General features: G+C 54.6%; 23 protein-coding genes. 22 read left to right on the forward strand and 1 reads right to left on the reverse strand.

What is annotated here, in order from left to right:
* Positions 1 to 406: 406 nt before the first annotated feature.
* The 10 genes from BLP91_RS08365 to BLP91_RS08410 all read left to right on the forward strand — a co-directional run bounded on the left by BLP91_RS08365 (position 407) and on the right by BLP91_RS08410 (position 13,967).
* Positions 407 to 1,585, forward strand: coding sequence for an acetyl-CoA C-acetyltransferase (locus BLP91_RS08365; protein WP_091569553.1), 1,179 nt, complete (start codon positions 407 to 409; stop codon positions 1,583 to 1,585).
* A 468-nt stretch (positions 1,586 to 2,053) separates the two neighbouring features.
* On the forward strand, positions 2,054 to 2,908 hold the full coding sequence (locus tag BLP91_RS08370; protein ID WP_425412199.1) for a 3-hydroxybutyryl-CoA dehydrogenase: 855 nt from the start codon (positions 2,054 to 2,056) through the stop codon (positions 2,906 to 2,908).
* Between the two features lie 34 nt (positions 2,909 to 2,942).
* Positions 2,943 to 4,085, forward strand: a complete 1,143-nt coding sequence (locus BLP91_RS08375; RefSeq protein ID WP_091569555.1) for an acyl-CoA dehydrogenase — start codon at positions 2,943 to 2,945, stop codon at positions 4,083 to 4,085.
* 91 nt (positions 4,086 to 4,176) lie between these two features.
* The gene (locus BLP91_RS08380; protein WP_091569558.1) at positions 4,177 to 5,319 is read left to right on the forward strand and encodes an acyl-CoA dehydrogenase; all 1,143 of its coding nucleotides are present in this window, start codon (positions 4,177 to 4,179) and stop codon (positions 5,317 to 5,319) included.
* A gap of 17 nt (positions 5,320 to 5,336) precedes the next feature.
* Positions 5,337 to 6,308 carry a methylmalonyl Co-A mutase-associated GTPase MeaB gene (gene meaB, locus BLP91_RS08385; RefSeq protein WP_091569746.1) on the forward strand — a complete coding sequence of 324 codons (972 nt, stop codon included), beginning with the start codon at positions 5,337 to 5,339 and terminating at the stop codon, positions 6,306 to 6,308.
* Positions 6,305 to 6,943, forward strand: coding sequence for a TetR/AcrR family transcriptional regulator (locus BLP91_RS08390; protein ID WP_091569561.1), 639 nt, complete (start codon positions 6,305 to 6,307; stop codon positions 6,941 to 6,943). Before meaB ends, BLP91_RS08390 begins: the two co-directional genes overlap by 4 nt.
* Before the next feature lie 6 nt (positions 6,944 to 6,949).
* On the forward strand, positions 6,950 to 10,213 hold the full coding sequence (gene icmF / locus BLP91_RS08395) for a fused isobutyryl-CoA mutase/GTPase IcmF (protein ID WP_091569563.1): 3,264 nt from the start codon (positions 6,950 to 6,952) through the stop codon (positions 10,211 to 10,213).
* Positions 10,214 to 10,373: 160 nt separating this feature from the next.
* Complete coding sequence (gene rpoE, locus BLP91_RS08400) at positions 10,374 to 10,796, forward strand: DNA-directed RNA polymerase subunit delta (protein WP_091569566.1); 423 nt, start codon at positions 10,374 to 10,376, stop codon at positions 10,794 to 10,796.
* Between the two features lie 214 nt (positions 10,797 to 11,010).
* Positions 11,011 to 12,630, forward strand: coding sequence for a CTP synthase (locus BLP91_RS08405; protein ID WP_091569567.1), 1,620 nt, complete (start codon positions 11,011 to 11,013; stop codon positions 12,628 to 12,630).
* A 515-nt stretch (positions 12,631 to 13,145) separates the two neighbouring features.
* Positions 13,146 to 13,967 (forward strand): undecaprenyl-diphosphate phosphatase, encoded by an 822-nt coding sequence (locus BLP91_RS08410; RefSeq protein ID WP_091569570.1) that lies wholly within the window; start codon positions 13,146 to 13,148, stop codon positions 13,965 to 13,967.
* Here BLP91_RS08410 and BLP91_RS08415 read toward each other — a convergent pair.
* The gene (locus BLP91_RS08415; RefSeq protein ID WP_091569572.1) at positions 13,949 to 14,350 is read right to left on the reverse strand and encodes a DoxX family protein; all 402 of its coding nucleotides are present in this window, start codon (positions 14,348 to 14,350) and stop codon (positions 13,949 to 13,951) included. The two genes, BLP91_RS08410 and BLP91_RS08415, sit on opposite strands and share 19 nt — an antisense overlap.
* A gap of 264 nt (positions 14,351 to 14,614) precedes the next feature.
* Here BLP91_RS08415 and BLP91_RS08420 point away from each other — a divergent pair, with 264 nt between their 5' ends.
* The 12 genes from BLP91_RS08420 (at position 14,615) to BLP91_RS08475 (ending at position 24,682) form a co-directional block, all read left to right on the forward strand.
* Positions 14,615 to 15,022: a response regulator gene (locus BLP91_RS08420; RefSeq protein WP_091569749.1), complete on the forward strand. Its 408-nt coding sequence runs from the start codon at positions 14,615 to 14,617 to the stop codon at positions 15,020 to 15,022.
* Positions 15,023 to 15,050: 28 nt separating this feature from the next.
* A complete protein-coding gene (gene kal / locus BLP91_RS08425) occupies positions 15,051 to 15,467 on the forward strand; it encodes a 3-aminobutyryl-CoA ammonia lyase (protein WP_091569575.1) in 417 nt (138 codons plus the stop codon).
* A gap of 1 nt (position 15,468) precedes the next feature.
* Complete coding sequence (kce, locus tag BLP91_RS08430; RefSeq protein ID WP_091569578.1) at positions 15,469 to 16,308, forward strand: 3-keto-5-aminohexanoate cleavage enzyme; 840 nt, start codon at positions 15,469 to 15,471, stop codon at positions 16,306 to 16,308.
* A 260-nt stretch (positions 16,309 to 16,568) separates the two neighbouring features.
* Positions 16,569 to 17,423 (forward strand): class II fructose-1,6-bisphosphate aldolase, encoded by an 855-nt coding sequence (fba, locus tag BLP91_RS08435; protein WP_091569581.1) that lies wholly within the window; start codon positions 16,569 to 16,571, stop codon positions 17,421 to 17,423.
* Between the two features lie 33 nt (positions 17,424 to 17,456).
* Positions 17,457 to 18,104: a fructose-6-phosphate aldolase gene (gene fsa / locus BLP91_RS08440; RefSeq protein ID WP_091569584.1), complete on the forward strand. Its 648-nt coding sequence runs from the start codon at positions 17,457 to 17,459 to the stop codon at positions 18,102 to 18,104.
* Between the two features lie 129 nt (positions 18,105 to 18,233).
* Positions 18,234 to 19,481, forward strand: coding sequence for a UDP-N-acetylglucosamine 1-carboxyvinyltransferase (locus tag BLP91_RS08445; RefSeq protein WP_091569587.1), 1,248 nt, complete (start codon positions 18,234 to 18,236; stop codon positions 19,479 to 19,481).
* Between the two features lie 132 nt (positions 19,482 to 19,613).
* The gene (glpX, locus tag BLP91_RS08450) at positions 19,614 to 20,579 is read left to right on the forward strand and encodes a class II fructose-bisphosphatase (RefSeq protein ID WP_091569591.1); all 966 of its coding nucleotides are present in this window, start codon (positions 19,614 to 19,616) and stop codon (positions 20,577 to 20,579) included.
* A gap of 63 nt (positions 20,580 to 20,642) precedes the next feature.
* On the forward strand, positions 20,643 to 21,908 hold the full coding sequence (gene rho, locus BLP91_RS08455) for a transcription termination factor Rho (RefSeq protein ID WP_091569594.1): 1,266 nt from the start codon (positions 20,643 to 20,645) through the stop codon (positions 21,906 to 21,908).
* Positions 21,909 to 22,037: 129 nt separating this feature from the next.
* The gene (locus BLP91_RS08460; protein ID WP_091569597.1) at positions 22,038 to 23,006 is read left to right on the forward strand and encodes a M23 family metallopeptidase; all 969 of its coding nucleotides are present in this window, start codon (positions 22,038 to 22,040) and stop codon (positions 23,004 to 23,006) included.
* A gap of 248 nt (positions 23,007 to 23,254) precedes the next feature.
* Entirely contained in the window at positions 23,255 to 23,452 is a 198-nt protein-coding gene (rpmE, locus tag BLP91_RS08465) for a 50S ribosomal protein L31 (protein ID WP_091569600.1), read from the forward strand.
* A gap of 97 nt (positions 23,453 to 23,549) precedes the next feature.
* Positions 23,550 to 24,146 carry a thymidine kinase gene (locus BLP91_RS08470; RefSeq protein ID WP_091569603.1) on the forward strand — a complete coding sequence of 199 codons (597 nt, stop codon included), beginning with the start codon at positions 23,550 to 23,552 and terminating at the stop codon, positions 24,144 to 24,146.
* A gap of 29 nt (positions 24,147 to 24,175) precedes the next feature.
* Positions 24,176 to 24,682 (forward strand): hypothetical protein, encoded by a 507-nt coding sequence (locus BLP91_RS08475; RefSeq protein ID WP_091569606.1) that lies wholly within the window; start codon positions 24,176 to 24,178, stop codon positions 24,680 to 24,682.
* Positions 24,683 to 24,713 lie beyond the last annotated feature (31 nt).

Below are 24,713 nucleotides of genomic sequence, written 5' to 3' on the forward strand. Positions count from 1 at the left end.
TTTCCGGGGTTTTTCTTTTGTTTGTAACGAAAGAAGGGCGGTTTGCGTCGACATTCGTGATGTTGCTACTCCTTGTCGCTGACCGCTTGGTGGGCTGCTGGAGACCTCTTCGCTGATTTGGATCGACTGATCCTGCAGCACCAAGGTCTGCAAGATCCAACTGACCGAATCAGGTATAACGGGGAGCACCCCACATCCATTAACTGGGATCGACTGGACACTCCGATCCCCTGTAGCGGCTACAGAAAGGAATCGGATAATATTGGATAAAAATTTCCATCTATTCTTAAAGGACGAAAAAGCATTGTCAAGTCAGAGGAAACAGAGTAATCTTTATATTGGAAGCGTTTTTTTACTTATAAAATCCGAACGAGCGCTCGGTAGAGAATTTAGTGGAGGTGCTTCAATGAAGGAGACAGTCGTACTGGGCGGAGCCCGCACCCCCTTCGGCAGGTTTGGGGGCGGGTTGAAGGATGTGCCCGCTGTGGACCTGGGCGGGGCGGCGATCCGCGGAGCTCTGGATCGTTCCGGTGTCCCGACAGATGCGGTGGATGAAGTGATTATGGGAATGGTGCTCCAGGGAGGAACCGGACAGATTCCCTCCCGTCAGGCCGCACGGAAGGCTGGCCTTCCCTGGGAGGTGGGGACGGAGACGATCAATAAAGTGTGTGCTTCCGGCATGAGGAGCGCCACCTTGGCTGAGCAGATCATCCGTGCAGGCGATGCGGGCGTGGTGGTGGCCGGCGGCATGGAGTCCATGTCCAACTCCCCCTACATCCTCCCCGGTGGCCGCTGGGGCCAGCGGATGGGTGATGGGAAAGTGGTCGATCTCATGATTCACGACGGTCTCTGGTGTGCCTTTGATGGGGTGCATATGGTCGTCCACGGCAGTAATGTAGCTGCGGAATACAAGGTCTCCCGGGAAGAACAGGACCGCTGGGCAGCACGAAGCCATGAACGGGCCATCAATGCTATCGATCGCGGCTTCATGGCGGAAGAGATTGTGCCGGTCACTGTAAAAGGGCGCAAAGGGGAGACCGTGGTGGATACCGATGAGGCCCCGCGGCGGGATACCTCGGTAGAGAAGCTGGCCGGCTTAAAACCGGTCTTTCTGAAGGATGGGTCGATCACGGCCGGCAATGCACCGGGAGTTAACGATGGAGCTTGTGCCCTGGTTCTCTCTTCGGCGGACAAGGCCGAAGAGCTGGGGGCTCGGCCGGTGGCCCGCATTCTGGGTCATGCGGCGGTGGCGATGGAAGCCCGGTATTTCCCGATCACTCCCGCCTATGCCATCCAAAAGCTGCTGAAAAAACAGAACCTCACTCTGGATCAGATCGATCGGTTCGAAGTGAACGAAGCCTTCGCCGCCGTCGCCCTGGCTAACGGAAAAATTCTCGGCTGGGATGATGAAAAGGTGAACGTAAACGGCGGTGCGGTGGCCCTCGGCCATCCGATCGGAGCTAGCGGCGCCCGGATCATCCTCACCCTGATTCAGGAACTGCGCCGCCGCGGTGGCGGACTGGGAGTCGCCGGTATTTGCAGCGGATCCGCCCAGGGGGATGCGGTCCTGGTTCGGGTGGATTGATCGGTTTTGTCCGTATCATCTAGGCCCTTCGTGGCACCCATGCACCACAGGCACTCTGAAATGATAGGCTGATGCCTATTGCCATCAGACTCAGCGGAGAATCAGCATGTAAGGGCATTTAGGGGCAACTCACATCATCGAATTCACTTACCAAAAGGCTTTGCCCCTGCCCGCAGCCGGATGATTGGCAGGACGGTCTCACATCTAAGCCGTATGGCATAGCGAGACCGGGAACGGAAGTGACCTGGTGAGACTTGTGCCCTATGGGTGCATAGCGAGACCGGGAACGGAAGTGACCTGGGGGACTCGTGCCCTACGGGTACAACGGAAGGTGGGGGAACACGACATCCCCAGACAGCGTCGATAGGTAGAACAAGATTACCTGAAGGGGCTCTGGTAAGAGGAAAACGGGCGGCAGGTCCGCCCATCTCTTCCATGTCGGGCCTCACAACTGAAGGAGGGATACATTTGAGCATGGGCCAGTTTACAGTGGTGGGCGCCGGCCAGATGGGCAGCGGCATTGCCCAAGTGGCAGCCCAATCGGGGTTTCAGGTGTGCCTGATGGATCTGGATGAGGCTTATGTGCAAAAAGGTTTGAAAGGGATTACAAAAAACCTCGCCCGTCAAGTGGAAAAGGGGAGGATGACCGAAGGGGAAAAAGGGGAAGTGCTGGGTCGAATTCGCCCCACTACCAACCTCAGGGAGGCTGCAGGCAAGGCGGATATCGTGGTGGAAGCCGTAGTGGAAAACATGCAGGTAAAGACCGATGTTTTCTCCCAGCTGGATGAGGCAGCACCGGCTCACACCATCCTTGCCACCAATACCTCATCCCTTCCCATCACCGAAATCGCAGCGGTCACCCGCCGTCCGGAGCAGGTGATCGGCATGCATTTTATGAACCCGGTTCCGGTGATGAAACTGGTTGAGGTGATCCGGGGCTTGGCCACTTCCGACGAGGTGTATCATAAGGTGGAACAACTGGCTCGGGAAATGGGGAAAAACCCGGTGGAAGTGAACGATTTCCCCGGATTTGTAGCCAACCGGGTATTGATGCCGATGATCAATGAAGCGATATACGCTGTTTATGAAGGGGTGGCGGAGCCTGAGGCAGTCGATCAGGTGATGAAGCTGGGCATGAACCATCCGATGGGCCCGCTTACTCTGGCCGATTTTATCGGATTAGACACCTGCCTTTATATCATGGAAACCCTGTATGACGGATTTGGCGATTCCAAATACCGCCCCTGTCCGCTTCTGCGCAAATACGTCAAAGCGGGATGGTTGGGCAAAAAAACCGGAAGAGGCTTCTACACTTACGGATGAGATTCTCCGTCAGGGGTGTAAAGGGGTGGACAGAATGAATCTTCAATTGACTAAAGAACAGCAAATGATGCGCAAAATGGTGCGGGAGTTTGCCCGTTCCGAGATCGCCCCCTGGACGGATTCGATGGATGGTGAGGATCGGTTTCCCAAGGAAGTGGTGGGAAAGATGGGCCGGCTGGGCTTGATGGGGATTCCTATTCCCGAGGAGTGGGGCGGATCTGGTTCCGATTTTCTCAGCTATATCCTCGCTCTGGAGGAGATCGCCAAGGTGAGCGCCACAGCGGGGGTGATCCTGGCGGTTCACACCTCCGTCGGCACGTTTCCCATTCTTCGTTATGGAAACGAGGAACAGCGGAAAAAGTATGTTCCCCGCTTGGCCCGTGGGGAGTATCTGGGGGCCTTCGCCTTGACGGAGCCTCAGGCGGGCTCCGATGCGTCCGCGATTCGGACCCGTGCCGAGCGGAAAGGGGACCGGTATATCCTGAACGGGAGCAAAGCCTTTATCACCAACGCCGGTGAGGCGGATACTTATGTCACCTTTGCCGTGACGGATCCGGAAAAAGGCACCAAGGGCATCTCCGCTTTTATCGTGGAAAAAGGGACACCGGGACTGATCATCGGAAAAAAAGAGAAGAAAATGGGGCTCGGTGGCTCCAACACCAGAGGGCTTACTTTGGAAGATGCAGAAGTTCCCGCCGAAAACCTGCTGGGCCAAGAGGGAGAGGGTTATGAGATCGCTCTGTCCAATCTGGCTGGCGGGCGGATCGGGATCGGAGCCCAGGCCTTGGGCATTGCCGATGCAGCTCTGGAAGCCGCCCGGGATTATGCCATGGAGAGAAACCAATTTGGCAAGCCGATCGGAAAACTGCAGGCGAATCAGTTTAAATTGGCCGATATGGCCACCCGGGTGGAGGCGGCCCGCCTCTTAGTCCATCAGGCGGCCACCAGGTACCTGGAGGGCCACTCCTGCCGCAAGGAATCCGCCATGGCCAAGATGTTCGCCTCGGATACGGCGATGCATGTGGCCATCGAAGCAGTGCAGATCTTTGGCGGATACGGTTATACCCGGGAATATCCGGTGGAACGGTTCTTCCGTGACGCTAAAGTGACACAGATTTACGAAGGGACCAATGAAATCCAACGGCTGGTCATTGCCGGGCAAGTGCTCAACCTCTGACTGGCCGTCCCGTCGGTAAAACGGTCGTGATGCAGCATTTCGCCATCAAATGAAGACCGATGAGACCGATGACAACAAGGGGGGCTTCATCATGCAGTTTAAACTGAGCGAAGAGCATGAGATGATGCGGAAAATGGTGCGGGAGTTCGCCGAGAAAGAAGTGGCTCCCACCGCCACGGAACGGGATGAGCAGGAGCGCTTTGACCGCTCGATTTTTGACAAGATGGGGGAACTGGGGATGACCGGCATCCCGTGGCCGGAAGAGGAAGGAGGCGTCGGATCCGATTTTCTCAGCTACGTCATCGCTGTGGAGGAGCTCTCCCGCGTATGTGCCTCCACCGGGGTGACTCTAAGCGCTCATCTCTCCCTGGCCAGCTGGCCGATCCACAAATTCGGCAATGAAGACCAGAAAAAGCGATTCCTGTACCCCTTGGCCACAGGGGAGAAGTTGGGCGCCTACGGTTTGACGGAACCGGGATCGGGATCTGATGCCGCCGCCATGCGAACCACCGCCGTCCGGGACGGGGACTCCTATATCCTCAACGGCAACAAGATTTTTATCACCAACGGCGGGGAGGCGGAGATTTATGTCGTCTTTGCTCTCACCGATCCAGAGAAGAAGCATCACGGTGTGACGGCGTTTATCGTGGAAAAAGATACCCCAGGCTTTTCCATCGGAAAGAAGGAAGAGAAGCTAGGCATCCGTTCTTCTCCGACCACGGAAATCATCTTTGAGGACTGCCGGGTTCCGGTGGAAAACCGGCTCGGGGAAGAGGGGCAAGGGTTTAAGATCGCCATGATGACCCTCGACGGCGGACGAAATGGGATCGCCGCTCAGGCAGTCGGGATCGCCCAAGGGGCACTGGACGCCGCCGCCGCCTACGCCAAGGAACGGAAACAGTTTGGCAAACCGATCGCCAAGCTGCAGGCCATCCAGTTTAAGATGGCCGATATGGCCACCCAGATCGAAGCGGCCCGTCTGCTCACTTACCAAGCGGCCTGGTTGGAGAGCCAGGGGCTTCCTTACGGCAAGGCGTCCGCCATGGCCAAACTGCACGCTGGGGATACGGCGATGGATGTCACCGTGGAAGCGGTTCAGATTTTCGGCGGTTATGGATACACCCGTGAGTACCCTGTGGAGCGCATGATGCGGGACGCCAAGATCACCCAAATCTATGAAGGGACCAACGAAATTCAGCGGTTGGTGATCGCCAACCACTTAATGAAGGAATGAATGGAGCGGACCAAGAGATGACCGAATCAATCAAGGAGTGGGCAGAAGCGATCCGATCCGGCCATCGACGAAGTGTGGCCCGGGCGATCACCACCCTGGAAGGGGGGGATCCCCGAAGCGAGGAATTGTTGAAGGCGCTGTATCCCTATACCGGAAAAGCCTTCCTTGTCGGGGTGACTGGGGCCCCGGGCGCCGGCAAAAGCACCCTGGTCGACAGCTTGACAGCCCATTTGCGAAAGCAGGGGCTTCGAGTCGGCGTGTTGGCCGTGGACCCGACCAGCCCCTTCACCGGAGGCGCGCTGTTAGGTGATCGGGTGCGCATGGGGCGTCATTCCTTGGATGTCGACGTGTTTATCCGCAGTATGGGTAGCCGAGGGAGCCTCGGCGGATTAGCCGGGACGACCCGGCAGGCGGCCCGCGTGCTGGATGCGGCCGGCTACGACGTGATCTTTATTGAGACGGTAGGTGTAGGGCAATCGGAAATCGATATCATGCATATGGCCGATTCTGTGGCATTGGTCCTCACTCCCGGCAGCGGTGATGCGGTTCAGGTGTTTAAAGCGGGCATCATGGAGACGGCAGATCTGTTTATCGTCAACAAAGCCGACCGGGATGGAACCGGCAAACTGATTCGGGATATCAAGGAGATGCTACACCTGGCTAAAAAAGAGGGGGAATGGATGCCCCCCGTCATCCAGACGGAAGGAAAGACGGGTCGGGGAACGGAGGCGTTTTGGACCGGGTTGGTGCAGCATCGAAACTTTATGCAGCGCGAACAGCTGTGGGCGGCCCGCCGCCGTTCCCACCTTCGCCGGGAGGTGGAGGCGATGGTTGAAGCGGAGTTGCACCACCTCCTCCTGGATCGGATGGAATCTCCCGTCTTCCACAGGGATCTGGATCAGGTGCAGTCGCGTCGGTCCACTCCGCAACAGTTGGCCCGGGAGATACTCCGGGAGTTGATTGGCGGTGAAGGAGGAATGCCCAAATGAGCCGGGGCCCTAAGCGGATTCCGTCAATGGTGAAAAACCCACAATTGGTGGAAAAACGCAGGCGGCAGATCATCCGCGGGGCTTGTGATCTGTTTATCCGCAAAGGATTCCACAAGACGACCACCCGGGAGATCGCCCGGGAGTGCGGCCTCTCTATCGGAACTATGTATGAGTACATCCAGAGCAAGGAAGATGTTCTCTATCTGGTCTGCGATTATATTCATTCTGAGCTGGAAGCGCGGTTGAAAAAAGCGTTGGATCAAGAGGGAACCGGGCGGGAAAGACTGACCCGGGCGATCGCTCAACATTTTAAGGCGATGGATGCGATGCGAGACGATGTGCTGCTGATCTATCAGGAGACCAAGTCCCTGCCCAAGGATGCTATGTCCTATGTTCTCAAGAAAGAAGAGGAAATCACTTCCTTGTTTGAAGCAGTTTTGCAGCGAGGCATTCAGGATGGCACCTTAAACCTGGATCAGTCCTCTGTCAAGTTGATGGCTCATAACATTATGGTTCTCGGTGAGATGTGGACGTTTCGAGGGTGGGTGCTGAGACAACATTACACTCTGGAAGAGTACACTCGTCTCCAGACCGCCCTTCTACTGGATGAGTGTACCCATCAATCACGGAGGTGAAGGGATATGACTACAGAGGTGTACCAGCCGAGACATCCGGTCCGTTTTGTGACCGCCGCCAGTCTGTTTGACGGCCATGATGCCTCCATCAATCTGTTTCGGAGGCTGTTGCAGGCCAGTGGAGCGGAAGTCATCCACCTGGGCCACGACCGATCCGTCGATCTGATCGTGGATACGGCGATCCAGGAGGATGTTCAGGGAATCGCCGTCTCTTCCTACCAGGGAGGGCATGTGGAGTATTTTAAGTATATGATCGACCGCTTACGGGAACGGCACGCCGACCATATCCGGGTTTTTGTCGGGGGCGGCGGGGTCATCGTCCCGCCGGAAATCCGGGAGTTGGAGGCCTACGGGGTGGCCAAAGTGTTTTCCCCGGAAGATGGTCGCCGGATGGGGTTGCAAGGGATGATCAACCATATGATGAAAGCTTGCGACTACCCCACTGTCAAGGAGGTCAGTTGGGAGCCGGAGGCCGCCCGTCAGGGGGACGTCCGTGCCATCGCCCGCTTGATCACCCTGGCTGAGCGGGAGTTGCATTCCTCCCAAGAAGTGTCCGCCACACGGGCTGCACGGGAGGAGTCGGTCCTGGAGGCGAAGCAAGTGCCGGTGATCGGCCTCACGGGAACCGGCGGAGCGGGGAAAAGCTCTCTTACCGACGAGCTGGTGCGCCGTTTTCTGGAGCATTTTCCCGAAAAGCGGGTGGCTGTTCTCTCCATCGATCCTTCCAAGCAGAAAACCGGCGGAGCCCTCCTGGGAGATCGCATCCGCATGAACAGTGTTTATCATCCCCGGGTGTATATGCGGAGTCTGGCCACTCGCAAAACCCGCTCCGAACTTTCCTCCGCCACTCGGGATGCGCTCACCATTTTGAAACGGTCCGGATTTGATCTCATCTTCCTGGAGACCAGCGGGATTGGGCAGGGCAACTCCGATGTGGTCCATGTGAGCGACTTGTCTATCTATGTGATGACATCGGAGTTTGGGGCCCCTTCCCAGCTGGAGAAGATTGAAATGTTGGATTATGCTGATCTGGTGGCCATCAACAAATTTGACCGCAAAGGGTCCAAAGATGCGCTGAGGGACGTGAAAAAGCAGTATCGGCGCAATCATCTGCTTTTCGACGCACCGGATGAACAGATTCCCGTCTACGGCACCATGGCCAGCCGCTTTAACGATCCCGGTACCAATCGGTTTTTCCGGGCCATGATCACCCGTCTGTCTGAAAAGCTGCAATTGGGGTGGACGATGGGGGAAGAGATGGATGTAGAGGCTACGGAGTCGGAAGTGATTCACATCATTCCTCCAGAGCGGACCCATTACCTGCGGGATATCGCCAACACCGTGCGCAGTTATCGCAAAGAGGTGGAAGATCAATCCCGGTTGGCCCGGCAGGCGTTTCAGCTGCAAGGGAGCCGTGACCTTCTGCAGAAGACCGAGGGGGCTTCCCAATCGGAGGAGGCTTTAATCCAGCTGAAACAGGCGCAGGAGGAGGTCGAATCCCGCCTCACCCCAGAGGCTAAACAGTTTCTCCAGGAATGGCCCCAGCTGAAAGAGACCTACCGGCAGAACGAGTATACGGTGAAGATCCGGGATCGGGAGATCAAAACCCCATTGTTTACGGAAACCTTGTCCGGTACGCGGATTCCCAAAGTGGCCCTGCCCCGCTTTGAGGATTGGGGAGAAATCCTCAGATGGGGCTTGTTGGAGAATGTCCCCGGCCGCTTTCCCTACACCGCCGGCGTCTTTCCCTTTAAAAGGGCTGATGAAGACCCTAAACGGATGTTTGCCGGGGAGGGGACGCCGGAGCGGACCAATCAGCGTTTTCATTACCTATCTGAAGGGGAGCCGGCTAAGCGCTTGTCTACCGCATTCGATTCAGTCACCCTTTACGGTCGGGATCCCGATGAGCGGCCGGACATTTATGGAAAGATCGGGGAGAGTGGGGTCAGCATCTGCACTCTGGAGGATATGAAGAAGCTATACCAGGGATTTGACCTGTGTGCCCCCAACACCAGTGTCTCCATGACCATCAATGGGCCTGCTCCGATTATCCTGGCCATGTTTCTCAATACCGCCATCGATCAAAAGTTGGACCGCTTCCGGAAGGAGGAAGGTCGGGAACCCTCGGAGGAAGAGGCGCAAAAGCTCCGGGCTCAAGCTTTGTCCACGGTGCGGGGGACGGTGCAAGCGGATATCCTGAAGGAGGATCAAGGGCAGAACACTTGCATCTTTTCCACGGATTTTGCCCTGAAGATGATGGGGGATATCCAGGAGTACTTCATCGCCAACCAAGTCCGCAATTACTATTCGGTCAGCATCAGCGGTTATCATATCGCCGAGGCAGGGGCCAACCCCATTTCCCAGTTGGCCTTCACCCTGGCTAATGCGTTCACCTATGTGGAGTATTACCTGTCCCGGGGAATGGACATCGATTCCTTTGCCCCCAACCTCTCCTTCTTTTTCAGCAATGGCCTGGATGCGGAGTATTCAGTAATCGGTCGAGTGGCGCGGCGGATCTGGGCCGTGGTGATGAAAAGGTTGTACGGTGCCAACGCCAGAAGCCAGAAGTTGAAGTACCACATCCAAACCTCCGGCCGCAGCCTGCATGCTCAGGAAGTTAATTTCAACGATATCCGCACTACGCTGCAAGCATTGATGGCCTTATATGACCAGTGTAACTCCCTTCACACCAACGCTTACGATGAGGCGATAACGACTCCCACCGAGGAATCCGTCCGTCGGGCGATGGCGATCCAATTAATCATCACCAAGGAACTGGGTTTGGCCAAGAACGAAAACTCCCTGCAAGGCTCCTTCATCATCGAGGAACTGACTGACTTGGTGGAGGAGGCCGTCTTGAAGGAATTTGAGCGGATCAGCGACCGGGGCGGCGTCCTGGGAGCGATGGAAACCCAGTATCAGCGGGGGAAAATCCAGGAAGAATCCCTCTACTACGAAACCAAAAAGCATAATGGCGAACTGCCGATCATCGGTGTAAACACCTTCCTGAAGGAAGGGGAGGAGGAAGAGTCGGATTACCAACTGACGCGGGCTACGGAGGAGGAAAAAAAGACCCAGATTCAGAACCTCTTGGCCTTCCAGGAGAAACACCGGGACCAGGCTCAGGAAGCGCTTAATCGTCTGAAACAGGTGGCTCGGGAAGGGGGAAACCTGTTTGAAGAATTGATGCAGACCGTCCGCGTTGCCAGCCTGGGCCAGATCACTGAGGCCTTGTTCGAAGTGGGAGGGCAGTATCGCCGCAACATGTAAAAAAGATGAGAGGGGAACCGGCCGGTTTTCGGCCGGTTTCTCTTGCGGTTCGAACAAAAGCGGTTGGTTGACTTCGTAAACGTTTTGGTTAAAATAGACATTACGGAAAATATGATCGTGAGTACGGTTTGAGTTTCGATATAGGAAGGATGTGCCTATGATGCCCGAGAGCCTGGCCGAAAAATTTAGCCACGATGAGGTGCAGGAGACCTCCATGGTGGATCTTGCTCATCATATATTGGAAGAACATGGCGAGCCGATGCTGTATCAAAAAATCATGGAGGAAGTGGCGAAGCTGAAAGGGTTCTCTGAAGCGGAGACCAACCGTCTGATTGCCCAGCTATACACAGAGATCAACATCGACGGCCGCTTCGTCTGTGTGGGAAAGAGCTTGTGGGGTCTGAAACGTTGGTATCCGCTGGAGGAGACGACGGACTCCGCCGTGGCCCAGCACGTTAAGGATGACGATTCCGACGAGGTCCTGGACGAGGGGCTCTTTGCAGATGAGCATGAAGAGTACACTGAGGAAAAAGATTCCGACGAGGAAGGCTTTGACAGCGATTATGGGGTTCACGATTCCTGATCGTGAGGACAATGCTTGACAATGCCTGCCCATGAGGGTAAACTGTCACATGGGCTAAAATGGGTATCTGTTATTTTTATAAACCGGCGGCTGCCACTTTCAGTCGTCTCGTATAAAGTTCACTCAAATGAAAGTGCCCCCCAACGATGGGAGGCGCTTTTTTTCTGATGGTCAAGTTTATATTGGGTACGATAATCGGAGGAGGACGGAAATCATGACTAAGTTTATCTTCGTCACCGGTGGGGTGGTATCCTCCCTGGGCAAAGGGATTACTGCTGCGTCACTGGGGCGGCTGCTTAAAAACCGCGGCTTAAGTGTCACCATCCAGAAGTTTGATCCATACATCAATGTGGATCCGGGAACGATGAGTCCGTATCAGCACGGCGAGGTTTTTGTCACGGATGACGGGGCGGAGACGGACCTGGATCTGGGTCATTATGAGCGTTTTATCGATATCAACCTTTCCAAAAATAGTAACGTGACCACCGGGAAGGTATACTCCGCTGTGATCAACAAAGAGCGAAAAGGAGACTATCTCGGGGGGACCGTGCAGGTGATTCCCCATATTACCAATGAGATCAAGGACCGCGTTTTCCGGGCCGCCCGGGAAACCCATCCGGATGTGGTGATCACGGAGATTGGCGGCACCGTCGGGGATATCGAAAGTCTTCCTTTCCTGGAAGCGATCCGTCAGATCAAGAGCGAAGTGGGACGAGACCATGTGATATATATTCACTGCACCCTAATTCCTGAGCTGTCGGCTACCGGTGAGTTGAAAACGAAGCCGACCCAACACAGTGTCAAGGAATTGCGGAGTATCGGGATCCAGCCGAATGTGATCGTGTGCCGCACGGAAAGGGCCTTGTCCGAGGAAATGAAGCAAAAGGTGGCTCTCTTCTGCGATATCGACCGTGGTGCGGTGGTGGAACTACGGGACGCGGAGACGCTCTATGAAGTTCCCCTGATGCTGGCAGAGGAAAGCCTGGACGATATTGTGGTCAACCAACTGGGGCTGGAGAGTGGAAAAGCCGATATGTCCGACTGGATCGCTCTCGTCAATAAGGTGAAAAACTTAACCCATCGGACCAAGATTGCTATAGTCGGTAAATATGTCGCCTTGCGGGATGCCTACATGAGTGTGGTAGAAGCTCTCAATCACGCCGGCTTTTCCAATGATACCGAGGTGGAATTGGTCTGGGTGAATGCTGAGGAGGTTGATGACGACAACGCGGATCAGTATCTGGGCGATGTCGATGGTATTCTCATCCCCGGCGGTTTCGGTGACCGGGGCATTGAAGGGAAGATTGCCACGGTTAAATACGCCCGGGAACAAAAGATTCCCATGTTCGGGATCTGTCTTGGCATGCAGGTGGCCTGTGTGGAAGGAGCCAGGAACGTGCTCGGGCTGGAAGGGGCTAACAGCTCCGAAATCGACCCTGAAACTCCGCATCCCCTGATCGATCTGCTCCCCGAGCAGAAGGAGATCGACGATCTGGGCGGCACCATGCGGTTGGGGCTGTACCCCTGCAAGCTGAAATTAGACACTTTTTCTCAGGAAGCTTACGGAAAAGATCTGGTCTATGAACGGCATCGGCACCGCTACGAATTTAACAATGAGTATCGGGAGCAGATGGAGGAGGCGGGCTATGTCTTTTCCGGCACCTCTCCTGATGGACGTCTGGTGGAAATCGTCGAACTGAAAGACCATCCATGGTTCGTCGGCTGCCAGTTCCATCCGGAATTCACCTCCCGCCCGGATCGGCCGCAGCCCCTTTTCAGGGAATTCGTGGCAGCCGCTCTCAATGCCAAATTAAAAACGGTCGAGAATGGATAGAGAACAACCCGTGCCTTGCCAGGCGCGGGTTGTTCCATTATCAAAGAGAAGTCCAGTGTCGGATCCGTTCCTTAACCTGGGAAAGTGATCGGATCAACAGGGGTTGATTTGCCCTCCTTAAAAACAATGATCAACCCATCCTTACCTGCCGCAGGTTATAGCCAAAAGATAGTCCATCCTGGCCATATACAAACAGTTGATCGTTTCCTACACTGAAACCATCACCTCATGAAGGCCGGGTTGTAAATCCCCTCCTGCCAAAACCTCTCTCACATTTACAGGGGAGAATGGGGATGCTCTGGATGTTTGTATCATCAGACTTCTTTCTAGAGATCGAGGGGCTGTTCCCGGCGGGCCCTTGATGTGGCGAACAAAAAATCCTTCTTTTGGCGTATCGGTTACACCTGTTGTTTCTGTTACATTGTGAGCGGGAAATGTTGTATGCTCTCCTTGATCGGAGCAGCACCGAATGGTTTCGATAACAGAGCTGCACAGGAAGGTGAGTGGGTTCTCGTATGTGGGAAATAATCGTTGCTATTATCTTGGGACTGGTGGAAGGGATGACGGAGTTTGCTCCCGTCTCCTCGACCGGTCATATGATTGTCGTTGACGACTTGCTGCTAAGATCCAAACAATTATTTTCACCGGAAGTGGCGAACACCTTTAAAGTGGTGATTCAGCTAGGCTCGATCCTGGCCGTGGTGATTGTGTTTAAGGACCGATTTCGTCAATTGTTGGGGTTACAGCAGGAGGAAAGGGATCCTTCTGGAGAATCCCACTTGAAACTGACTCAAGTGATCGTCGGTCTTCTGCCGGCATCGATCCTCGGTTTTTTCTTTGAGGACTTTATCGACGAACATTTATTCTCTGTGGAAACCGTCGCGATCGGATTGGCGGCGGGGGCCCTGTTGATGATCGCCGCTGATTGGTTCCGTCCCGCAAGGCCGCCGGTGACATCGGTGGATCAGATGACATACAGACAGGCTTTTTGGATCGGACTTTTCCAATGCCTGTCCTTGTGGCCGGGCTTTTCCCGTTCCGGGTCCACGATTTCTGGAGGCGTTCTGCTGGGGCTGAATCACCGTTCCGCATCGGACTTCACTTTTATCATGGCCGTTCCGATCATGTTTGGTGCCAGCGGGCTCTCACTGGTGAAAAACTGGCAATACTTCAGTATCGATGCTCTTCCCTTTTTTATCGCCGGTTTTATCAGTGCCTTTATTTTTTCGCTGATTTCCATCCGTTTCTTCTTAAAACTGATCAATCGGATTAAGCTGGTTCCCTTCGCCGTCTACCGGATTGTGCTGGCCGCTGTCATCTATTTTATTTTTCTGTAATCTCCTCTGGTGATGAGTCGGTCGATGGCATATCGATGTTGACCGTATAGCACCAGGTGGATGGCTATGGCTAATAGCGCCAGATCCAGCTCATACCCGGATACAAATCCGGCGGCCAATTTCACTTTTACGATGGCTCCCAACATGAACAAAGCAAACAGGAGAGCGAAAATACGGGTGCCGAGGCCCAGGATCAGCGCGATGCCGCCAACCAGCTCGAGCCAAGCTACGGCGTAAGCCATCCACCCCGGCACGCCTATCTCGCTGAATGATGTAGCGGTATGGGCCAGCCCATCTTGAAATTTCACAAGTCCGTGGGCCAAAAAGATGAGCCCTAAGACGACACGTAAAATCAGAGCACCGATGTCCGACTTCTTTTCCATCTGTCTTCCTCCTTTCAGTTACCAAAAGTTAGTCGCTACCAATTTATCATAATAAAAAGGATATACAACCCGATGTGGGATGAATGCAAAAGGTGATGGAATGAACAAGGGATTTTCTACTCCACCCCCTTTTCCACCCGTTTTTTAACAGAAAATGCAGGAAAAAAGCCTTCCCATAAGAATTAATTAGAGGGAGGCTTTTTAGCTGGAATGAAACGTGCTTACATAAATATTAGATTGAGATGGGGGGAGAGGATGGAACGAATGGTGGAAACCGTTCCTCACAAGGAGGGTGTGACCGTGTCGGCGACGGAGAAAAAAGTGCTGGTTGTAGATGATCAGTACGGGATACGGGTGCTGTTACAAGAGATATTGTTACGAGACGGAATTCAAATCTATCAGGCGGCCAACGGAAACGTGGCCCTGGAGATTGCACGTACGGAGAGGCCGGATCTGATCCTGTTGGACATGAAAATGCCAGGGATGGACGGTTTGGAGCTGTTGCGACATTTGAAAAAGGAAGAGATGGATGCCAAAGTGATTATGATGACGGCTTACGGGGAACTGGACATGGTGGAGGAGGCCACCCACCTGGGCGCTTTGGCCCATTTCACCAAGCCTTTTGATATCATGGAGCTGCGGGCGGAAGTGCTTCGACAGCTCTCTTCTTAATCAATTCCAGCCGACAGGGGGCGGTAGCATGTCTGAAGAGGTGATCATTCGTCTGCGGATGGGTCCGTCCGATGTCCACTACGCCGGTAATCTGGTGGATGGGGCTCGGATGCTGGCATTGTTCGGTGATGTGGCCACAGAACTTTTGATTCGCCATGATGGGGATGAGGGGTTGTTTGTGGGGTACGAGTCCGTTCAATTTAAAGCACCGGTGTATGCCGGCGATTACATCGAGGCGAAGGGAACGATTACTCGGGTGGGGAACACCTCTCGGGACATGCACTTTACCGCCTATAAAGTGATCCAATCCCAGGGGGACTCTGATCGCCCGACGGCAGCGCGGGTCCTGGAGAAGCCGGTGCTGGTGGCGGAGGCGAAAGGTACCTGTGTGGTACCGAAGGAGAGGCAGCGCAGAAAAACTTCCTTTGCGTCGGAGGAGGGGTAGAATGGAGAAGCTGATCATCACCGCCGCTCTGGTCGGTGCAGAAGTGACACGGGATGACACCCCGCACCTTCCCGTCACTGCGGAGGAAATCGGTGATGCGGCGCTGGAAGCTTATGAAGCGGGGGCGGCGATCGCCCACATCCATGTTCGCGATGCGGAAGGAAAGCCGACCCAGAGTCGGGAACGTTACGAGGCGGCGATTGCTGAGATTCGGCAGCGTTGTCCGATCATTATCCAAGTTTCCACCGGGGGTGCGGTGGGGATGACAGCGGATGAGCGCCTGCAACCGCTCCAACTGCGTCCCGAGATGGCGACGCTGACGACAGGCACCGTCAATTTCGGTGATGATGTCTTTTCCAACCCACCGGCACTGATCCGTCAATTGGCTATGGCGATGAAGCGCTATGATATTCGCCCCGAATTTGAAATCTTCGACAGCGGCATGATTCCGTCGGCGCTCCGGTTGGTGCGGGAAGGTCTGGTGACCGGGCATCTTCATTTTGATTTTGTGATGGGAGTGCCAGGCGGTATCCCGGCTACAGCACAACATCTTTTGCTTTTAAAAGAGCAGCTGCCTCCCGGGGCGACTTGGACGGTAGCGGCTATCGGCCGCCATCAGCTGCCGATGGCCGCCCACGCCATCCCCTTGGGAGGCCATGTTCGAGTGGGTTTGGAGGACAATATCTACTACCGGAAAGGAGAGTTGGCCACCAACGGGCGCTTGGTTGCTCGGATCCGCCGGATTGCGGAGGAATTGGAGAGACCGGTGGCCACCTCAGAAGAAGCTCGTAAAATCCTGGGGCTCACTTCTTCATATTCCTCGGTTCAAAAGGGTAAATAAAAGAGGAGTCGACCTGAATTCCTCTTGATTCCATGACTCCCTTTCTACGCGAGTCCAGAGGTTTGTGTTAAACTACGACTTATGAAGACGAAAAGGGGCACTCTCCTTCTCTTCCCATGGAAAGGTTAAAAATCCCTTCGTGTAAGGAGCAAAACAAAGTGGGAGTAAACGAGAGGTCCCCAACGTCTTGGACCGGTTGATTTTACATAGGGATGTACCCGGCCGATCCACAAATGAACAAAAAAACGGGAGGTTTCACGATGTCTTTGGTACCGATGACTGAATTTCTCCCCCGTGCCAAAAAAGAAGGATTTGCGGTGGGGCAATTCAACATGAACAACCTGGAATTTGTTCAGGGAATCGCTGCAGCAGCAAAAGAAGAACAGTCCCCGTTTATCTTCGGTGTCAGTGAGGGCGCCATGCGTTATATGGGAATCGAGTATGTGGTGGCCATGGCCCGGATCGCCGCGCAAGAATCGGGGGTACCGGTCGCCCTTCACCTGGATCATGGCAGCAGCTTTGAAGTGGCCATGAAGTGTATTCAAGCCGGTTTTTCCTCGGTGATGTTCGATGGTTCTCACTATCCCTATGAAGAGAATATTCGTCTGACCCGGGAAGTGGTAAAGGCCGCCCATGCTGTAGGTGTCTCAGTGGAAGGGGAGCTGGGCACCATCGGTGGCGTGGAGGATGACGTACAGGTGGATGAGGCTGATGCCGCATTGGCCAAGCCGGAAGAGGCGATCCGCTTCTGGGAGGAGACCCAGGTGGATGCGATGGCAGTCGCCGTCGGAACGGCTCACGGCATGTACAAAGGGGAGCCGAAAATTCGCTTTGATATCATCGAAGAGGTTTCCCGCAACATCGAAGCCCCCATCGTGCTTCACGGCGGCTCTGGTGTTCCCGATGAGTCGATCCAAAAAGCGGTCCAATTGGGAGTTGGCAAGATCAACGTCAACACCGAAAGCCAGGTGGCCTGCACGCAGGTGGTGCGGGATCTGCTCGGTGAAAATCCCGATATGATCGATCCCCGCAAATACCTCGGGCCCGGACGCGACGCTATTAAAGAGACTGTCAAAGGAAAGATGCGCCTGTTCAACAGTTCCGGCAAGGCTTGATATCCCGAACAACGACCGGAGGGGAGATCCCAAATGAAATTTTTTATCGACACAGCCAACGTGGATGAAATTCGTGAAGCGAATGAATGGGGAATTCTGTCGGGAGTAACCACCAATCCCAGCCTGATTGCGAAATCCGGGCGGAATTTTACGGAGGTGCTTCGGGAAATCGTCGACATCGTGGACGGTTCCGTCAGTGCTGAGGTGTTGAGTGACGACGCCGAAGGGATGCTGGCGGAGGCAAAGCCTTTGGCTTCCATTTCGGAGCAGATTACGATCAAAGTTCCGATGACGGCGGAGGGGCTAAAGGCGGTCCATCGCTTTTCCCAACAAGGGATCAAGACCAATGTGACGCTGGTCTTTTCTGTCAACCAGGCGCTGATGGCTGCACGGGCGGGCGCCACCTACGTCAGCCCGTTTATCGGCCGGTTGGATGATCTAGGCCATGACGGAGTGCAATTGATCGGCGAGATCGCAGAGGTTTTTGACTTGCACGGGGTGGAGACGGAGATTATTGCCGCCAGTGTGCGTCATCCGCTCCACGTTACGCAGGCGGCGGAAAGTGGTGCTCATATCGCTACCCTGCCTTATGCTGTCATGGAGAAGATGCTTCGTCATCCGTTGACGGATCAAGGAATTGAGCGGTTTAAAAAAGACTGGGAACAAGCGAACAAAGGTTAAGTCGGGAAGTTTCTCTCCATTCCGGCGGTGCGGGTGTAATCTGTCGCCGCCGGATTTCCCTTTTCAGGGGATGAGGCGGTTTCTGATAGAAGAAAAAATGGATCGCCGTCAATGAAGGGGAGGGTCAAGATGGACAAACTGATGATTAAAGGAGGACGCCCCTTGATCGGCCATGTGGCGATCAGCGGGGCGAAGAACAGCGCGGTTGCTTTGATTCCTGCCGCCATTCTGGCGGACTCCCCCATCACCATTGAAAACTTGCCGTCGATCCGGGATGTGGAGATCTATGTAGAGATCTTGCGGGAGATGGGAGCCGAAGTTTCCAGAGATAGAGACCGGCTTCATATCGACCCTTCCCGGATCGACAAGATTCACATGGTGAACGGGAATGTAAAAAAACTACGCGCCTCCAGTTACTTGATGGGGGCGATGCTGGGTCGGTTCGGTGAAGCCGTCGTCGGCCTGCCTGGCGGGTGCAATCTCGGTCCCCGACCGATTGATCAACATATCAAAGGTTTTGAAGCATTAGGTGCCAAGGTGGTGTACAAGGAAGGGGCGGTCCATTTGACTGCGGGCCGTTTGCGCGGAGCTCGGGTTTATCTCGATGTGGTCAGTGTGGGGGCGACTATTAATATCATGTTGGCTGCATCCGGGGCAGAGGGCATCACCGTGATCGAAAATGCGGCCAAAGAACCGGAGATTATCGATGTGGCCACATTGCTCAACGCTATGGGGGCGCGGATCAAGGGTGCGGGTACCGATGTGATCCGGATTCGCGGGACTCGTTCCCTCAAGGGATGTCGCCATTCCATCATTCCAGACCGGATCGAGGCGGGTACGTACATGATTGCTGCGGCTGCTACAGGCGGGGACGTAACCGTGGATCACGTGATTCCCCTTCATCTGGAGCCCGTATCGGCCAAACTGAGGGAAATGGGAGTGACGGTGGAGGAGGGGGATGAACACCTGCGCATCATCAGTGACCGACGCTTGCGGTCGGTGGACATCAAAACCCTGCCCTACCCCGGTTTTCCAACAGATTTACAACAACCTTTCACCGCCTTGCTCACCCAGGCGGAGGGAACGGGGATGGTGACCGATAATATATACGCTGCCCGCTTTAGACATGTGGATGAGCTAGGCCGGATGGGGGCCGATATTCAGGTGGAAGGAAGGACGGCTCTCATACGGGGAGGGACTCCCCTTCACGGCACCGATGTGCGGGCGGCAGACCTCCGTACCGGGGCGGCTCTGGTCGTGGCGGGATTGATGGCGGAAGGGATGACGGAGCTATCTGGAGCAGATTATATTGATCGGGGGTACGAGCACCTGGAGAGCAAGTTAGGTTCCTTGGGAGGGGAAATTTGGCGGAAATAAGGATCTCCTTGCCTATGCAGACGCTTCACCTGGCGCGGTAAAATCGTGTAACATATAGAGAGAAATATGTTATCTTATTTGCACACCAGCTGGGTAAGTCTGTTATATCTTTGCATTGTGGAGGGGATCCGATTGGAACGTAGTCTGACGATGGAATTGGTTCGGGTGACTGAAGCGGCCGCCGTCGCTTCTGGGCGTTGGATGGGTTTTGGAAAGAAGGATGAGGCAGATGCTGCTGCTACCACAGCGATGCGCAAGGTATTTGACACTGTGCCCATGCGCGGCACTGTTGTGATTGGTGAGGGTGAGATGGATGAAGCCCCGATGTTGTATATCGGCGAGCGGCTGGGTCTCGGCTATCTACCGGAAGTGGATGTGGCCGTCGATCCCTTGGAAGGAACCAACATCGTGGCCAAAGGCACCTGGAACGCCTTATCAGTGGTTGCGGTGGCGGACCGGGGGCATTTGCTCCACGCGCCGGATATGTATATGGATAAAATTGCTGTCGGTCCTGAAGCCGTCGGCAAGGTGGATATCAACGCTCCCGTGGAAGACAACCTGAAGTCGGTCGCCCAAGCCCTCGGAAAAGATATCAATGATCTGGTGGTCGTGTTGCTGGATCGGCCCCGCCATTCCAAAGTGATTGAGGACGTCCGCCGGACAGGGGCCCGCATCAAAATGATCTCCGACGGGGATGTAGCGGCGGCGATCAATACGGCTTTTCCCGATACCGGCGTCGATTTGTTGCTCGGTTCTGGTGGGGCCCCAGAGGGTGTGTTGGCGGCCGTCGCTCTGAAATGCCTGGGCGGTGAGATTCAAGGCCGGCTGTTGCCGGAGGACGACGAGCAATATCAGCGTTGTGTTCAGATGGGCATCGAAGATCCTGGTCGAGTGCTGTTTATGGACGATCTGGTCAAGGGGGATGACGCGATCTTTGCCGCAACCGGCGTCACCGATGGTGAACTTCTGAAAGGGGTTCGTTACCGGGGCACCCAGGCTACCACCCATTCCCTCGTGATGAGAGCAAGAACTGGAACGGTGCGGTTTATCGACGGTAAACACCGTCTAGAGAAAAAGCCAAACCTGGTGCTGGAATAAGGAGTTTCAGGACCGGGCACGATGGTTACGAATCCTGAAAGATGAGTGTGGTGAAGGTGACTGATGGACCTTTCCTTACGAGAAATGGAACACCAGAGACTGACAGATTTATATAAATTGGCGAAAGAGTATCAGATCCCCTATTACAGCCAGATGAAAAAGAAAGAACTGATCTTTGCCATTTTGAAAGCGAAAGCGGAAAAAGCTGGCCTGATGTTTATGGAGGGAGTGTTGGAGACGTTGCCGGAGGGATACGGATTCCTCCGGCCAATCAATTACCTCCCCTCTTCCGAAGATATTTACATCTCCGCCTCCCAGATTCGCCGATTTGACCTTCGCACCGGCGACTTGGTCTCGGGAAAGGTGCGACCGCCTAAAGAAAACGAACGGTATTTCGGCCTTCTCCATGTGGAAGCCGTTAACGGAGAAGACCCCAACCGCGCTTCGGAGCGGCTTCATTTTCCCGCACTAACCCCTCTTTATCCTCAAAAAAGAATGTTCCTGGAAACCGATAAAAATAAACTTTCCACCCGCATCATGGATCTGTTTGCGCCGGTCGGTTTTGGGCAGCGGGGATTGATCGTCGCCCAGCCGAAAGCGGGTAAAACCATGCTTCTCAAGGAGATCGCCAACAGTATTACCACCAATTCCCCGGAAGCGGAGCTGTTTGTGCTGCTGATCGATGAACGGCCGGAAGAGGTGACCGATATGCAACGATCGGTCAATGGGGAAGTGGTCAGTTCCACCTTCGATGAGATGCCGGAAAATCACATCCGGGTGGCGGAGTTGGTGTTGGAAAGAGCACAGCGGTTGGTGGAACATAAGCGGGATGTGGTGATCCTCCTGGACAGCATCACTCGGCTGGCCCGGGCGTACAACCTGGTGATCCCCCCCAGCGGGCGTACCTTGTCCGGCGGCATCGACCCTGCCGCCTTTCACCGGCCGAAACGATTCTTCGGGGCGGCCCGAAATCTGGAAGAAGGGGGGAGCCTGACCATTTTGGCCACGGCTCTGATTGAGACGGGTTCCCGGATGGATGATGTGATCTATGAGGAGTTTAAAGGGACCGGCAATCTGGAGCTGCATTTGGACAGAAAACTGTCGGAACGACGTATTTTTCCGGCGATTGATATCCGGCGCTCCGGCACCCGGAGAGAAGAGCTTCTTCTGTCCCGTGAGGAGTTGGATAAAGCATGGGCGCTTCGCAAGTCGCTATCCGACGGACAGGAGAGTCCAGAAACTTTTTTGCGGAGATTGTCCCGAACCTCCTCCAATGCTGATTTTTTGGCCGATCTTGCCCTTCCGGCCAGTCATTCCTCCTTGGCATGAATTTCACTTAACGGTTCTGACTGGCGAATATTGTGCATAGGATGGCAACGGGAGATGGATTTTCCATCGTCAACAGGCGGGTTTGACAACCGACACCTGTTCCCGAAAACATCCATGTGAGGTGGTGGGATGGCTAATAAAACCGCATGGGTGGCTTCTTCTCTCTCCCTCTGCACCGCTTCATTGGTGGCGGGAGGAGAGGATGAGACCGCCTGGGGTGCGGGCGCCGAGGGATATCAACCCCTTGCTCCTGATTGGGAAAAGAAACAGGTTGCTAAAGAGGTCCTATATCAGTACTTAAACCCCATCTCCTCGGTGACGGAAGGAAAATTGGCAGTTCATAAAAAAAAGCCGATCCGTTATGAAGTAAAACCGGGGGATACCCTGTATGCGATTGGCCTTCGTTATGGTGTGGACAGCGAAAAGCTGTTGGAATACAACCGGATCGAGAATCCGCGTCGGCTGCAGCCGGGACAGAAAGTGAAAATTCCGGTGGAGTTGGAACGGATCCGGGTGAAAGAAGAGCAAACCCTGACCGAGGTCGCGGAGGATAACGAGGTGAGTGTCACCGCTTTGAAAGAGGCGAATCCGGATCTGAGCTTGGCCGATGCTCCTTACGTGGGGCAAGTATTAGTCATCCCCAGAGAGTTTGACCCCCCTGAGGAGAAGCCATCGTCGGCTAAAGGGCAAGTAAAGCTAGCGGCCGATTCCTCGACAGAGGCGGAAACGGGGTTTCGCTGGCCGGTAACCGGACAGATTACCAGCAAGTACGGGAGTCGACACAGTGATATGCATACGGGGATCGATATCTGGAACCAGGCCGAGGAAAATGCCGTCATTCAAACGGCGCGACCGGGTAAGGTGGTCCGGGCCGGTTGGGCTGGGGGTTACGGCAACCTGGTGGTGGTGGAGCATCAAGGCGGCTGGAGCACTTATTATGCCCATATGAGCCGGATCACGGTGAGTACCGGACAGTCTGTCACCGGTGATGATGCGTTGGGGTACATGGGGTCCACCGGAAACTCGACAGGAGTTCATCTCCACTTTGAAGTCCGCCGGAATGATCGACCGATCGATCCATTGACCGTCCTTCCGTAGTAAGCCTCAAATAACAGCTGCCCAGGCACTGATTCGGCCCACTCTCAATTCAAGCAAACCTCCTGCAGGGGTATGGGCGCCCCTTGAATGAGTCAGTTATTTTGCACTTTTTTCTACTTATCCCGATTAGCCCTTAAGTAAGGAATCACCCCTTTTTCCTTGCGACAATAGACTGTCCATGATATAATCGTGATTGTTTGCATTGGACGAAGCATATTGAGGTACGGATGGAAAAGAGGTGAAGTTTGATGAAAACGGCCATTCATCCTGAATACAAACGGGCGACTGTGACTTGCGCGTGCGGCAACACGTTTGAGACCGGTTCTACGAAAGAGGATCTGCGCGTTGATATTTGCTCTGCGTGCCACCCTTTCTTTACCGGCAAGCAGAAGCATGTCAGCACAGGCGGTCGCGTCGATCGCTTCAAGAAGAAATACAACCTTTGATTTTTTCCATATAAATAAGACCCTAGGAGTCGAACAGGCAAGCGGCCACCGCTTGCCTGTTTCTCCTTTTGCATCTACATACGGGAGGGGATGATCGATGAATCCGATCACCCGAGACGGATGGATCGAGATGATTTGCGGGGGGATGTTTTCGGGAAAAAGTGAGGAGTTGATCCGTCGAATTCGCAGGGCGCGAATCGCCCGGCAGCAAGTGGCGGTGTTTAAACCCAGTATCGATACCCGCTACCGCCGGTCGGCCGTTACCTCTCACAACGGTGTCTATGCGGAAGCGTTCGTGGTCCAGCAAACGGAGGAAATTTGGAGAAAAGTGACTCCGGAGACTGATGTGGTGGCGATCGATGAGGTCCAGTTTTTTGACGACGAGGTGGTACAGGTGGCTCAAGCTTTGGCTGATCAGGGAATCCGTGTCATCTGTGCCGGCCTGGATCAGGATTTCCGCGGGGTTCCCTTTGGACCGACACCGGTTTTAATGGCGGTTGCCGAATACGTAACCAAGCTCCAGGCTATTTGTGTCCGATGCGGAGCGCCTGCCAGCCGGACCCAACGTCTTTCGGCGGCATCGGACGAGCCGGTGATCCAAACGGGGGCTACGGAAATGTATGAGGCCCGCTGTCGCCATTGTCACGAAGTTGCAGAACGGAAATCATTACCGAAAAGTTTTTTGCCTTCCTGATACAGACTAGAGATCAGGGAGGTGTTTTTTTGAAACGGCTGAAGCGTTCAGGTCGGGTTGCTGTCCCATTGTTGTGCCTAGCCCTATTGATTGGATGCACTGCCGGTGGGGGTCAAGATCAGTCCCGCCAGAAACCCGAACCTGGCAAGACGGGCCATACCCAGAATTACCGCTTTCATACGGACAATTACCGGTATCTAAAAGATGACGGTCGATTTGGCAACCACAACTCCAATCCCAACCTGTCGGACGTCGGTCAACGATCGGATTCCAGGCCTCCCCGAGATGTGGTGAAGCAGCAGTTGCGCCATATCGCCCTCCAGGAAAAGGGGGTTAAAAGAGCGAAGGTTGAAATCATGGGCGGACATGCCGCGATCCAAGTGACCCCTGACCGGAATGTGCCCAGACAGAAATACCCGCAAATGGAGGAAGTGATTCTCCGCAAAGCGTCACAAAAGGTGCCTCGCTATGAAATCCGGGTTCGGGTCGGCTGGAGCAAATGGAATCCGCTGCGCTACTTTCAGGGTCGGGATTGATAAAAAAAGCTTGAAGCCCTGACAAGGCTCA

This window comes from Melghirimyces thermohalophilus, from assembly GCF_900102685.1.
Lineage (GTDB): Bacteria > Bacillota > Bacilli > Thermoactinomycetales > DSM-45169 > Melghirimyces > Melghirimyces thermohalophilus.

What these genes read in the sequence shown, in the direction of transcription:
- kce (WP_091569578.1), top strand. Translation starts at nt 15,469, where the DNA reads ATGGAGAAGCTGATCATCACCGCCGCTCTGGTCGGTGCAGAAGTGACA.
- BLP91_RS08380 (WP_091569558.1), top strand. Translation starts at nt 4,177, where the DNA reads ATGCAGTTTAAACTGAGCGAAGAGCATGAGATGATGCGGAAAATGGTG.
- BLP91_RS08365 (WP_091569553.1), top strand. Translation starts at nt 407, where the DNA reads ATGAAGGAGACAGTCGTACTGGGCGGAGCCCGCACCCCCTTCGGCAGG.
- BLP91_RS08420 (WP_091569749.1), top strand. Translation starts at nt 14,615, where the DNA reads ATGGTGGAAACCGTTCCTCACAAGGAGGGTGTGACCGTGTCGGCGACG.
- icmF (WP_091569563.1), top strand. Translation starts at nt 6,950, where the DNA reads ATGACTACAGAGGTGTACCAGCCGAGACATCCGGTCCGTTTTGTGACC.
- BLP91_RS08415 (WP_091569572.1), bottom strand. Translation starts at nt 14,350, where the DNA reads ATGGAAAAGAAGTCGGACATCGGTGCTCTGATTTTACGTGTCGTCTTA.
- BLP91_RS08405 (WP_091569567.1), top strand. Translation starts at nt 11,011, where the DNA reads ATGACTAAGTTTATCTTCGTCACCGGTGGGGTGGTATCCTCCCTGGGC.
- BLP91_RS08470 (WP_091569603.1), top strand. Translation starts at nt 23,550, where the DNA reads ATGAATCCGATCACCCGAGACGGATGGATCGAGATGATTTGCGGGGGG.
- rpoE (WP_091569566.1), top strand. Translation starts at nt 10,374, where the DNA reads ATGCCCGAGAGCCTGGCCGAAAAATTTAGCCACGATGAGGTGCAGGAG.
- BLP91_RS08445 (WP_091569587.1), top strand. Translation starts at nt 18,234, where the DNA reads ATGGACAAACTGATGATTAAAGGAGGACGCCCCTTGATCGGCCATGTG.
- rpmE (WP_091569600.1), top strand. Translation starts at nt 23,255, where the DNA reads ATGAAAACGGCCATTCATCCTGAATACAAACGGGCGACTGTGACTTGC.
- fba (WP_091569581.1), top strand. Translation starts at nt 16,569, where the DNA reads ATGTCTTTGGTACCGATGACTGAATTTCTCCCCCGTGCCAAAAAAGAA.
- BLP91_RS08460 (WP_091569597.1), top strand. Translation starts at nt 22,038, where the DNA reads ATGGCTAATAAAACCGCATGGGTGGCTTCTTCTCTCTCCCTCTGCACC.
- BLP91_RS08410 (WP_091569570.1), top strand. Translation starts at nt 13,146, where the DNA reads ATGTGGGAAATAATCGTTGCTATTATCTTGGGACTGGTGGAAGGGATG.
- meaB (WP_091569746.1), top strand. Translation starts at nt 5,337, where the DNA reads ATGACCGAATCAATCAAGGAGTGGGCAGAAGCGATCCGATCCGGCCAT.
- kal (WP_091569575.1), top strand. Translation starts at nt 15,051, where the DNA reads ATGTCTGAAGAGGTGATCATTCGTCTGCGGATGGGTCCGTCCGATGTC.
- rho (WP_091569594.1), top strand. Translation starts at nt 20,643, where the DNA reads ATGGACCTTTCCTTACGAGAAATGGAACACCAGAGACTGACAGATTTA.
- BLP91_RS08390 (WP_091569561.1), top strand. Translation starts at nt 6,305, where the DNA reads ATGAGCCGGGGCCCTAAGCGGATTCCGTCAATGGTGAAAAACCCACAA.
- BLP91_RS08375 (WP_091569555.1), top strand. Translation starts at nt 2,943, where the DNA reads ATGAATCTTCAATTGACTAAAGAACAGCAAATGATGCGCAAAATGGTG.
- fsa (WP_091569584.1), top strand. Translation starts at nt 17,457, where the DNA reads ATGAAATTTTTTATCGACACAGCCAACGTGGATGAAATTCGTGAAGCG.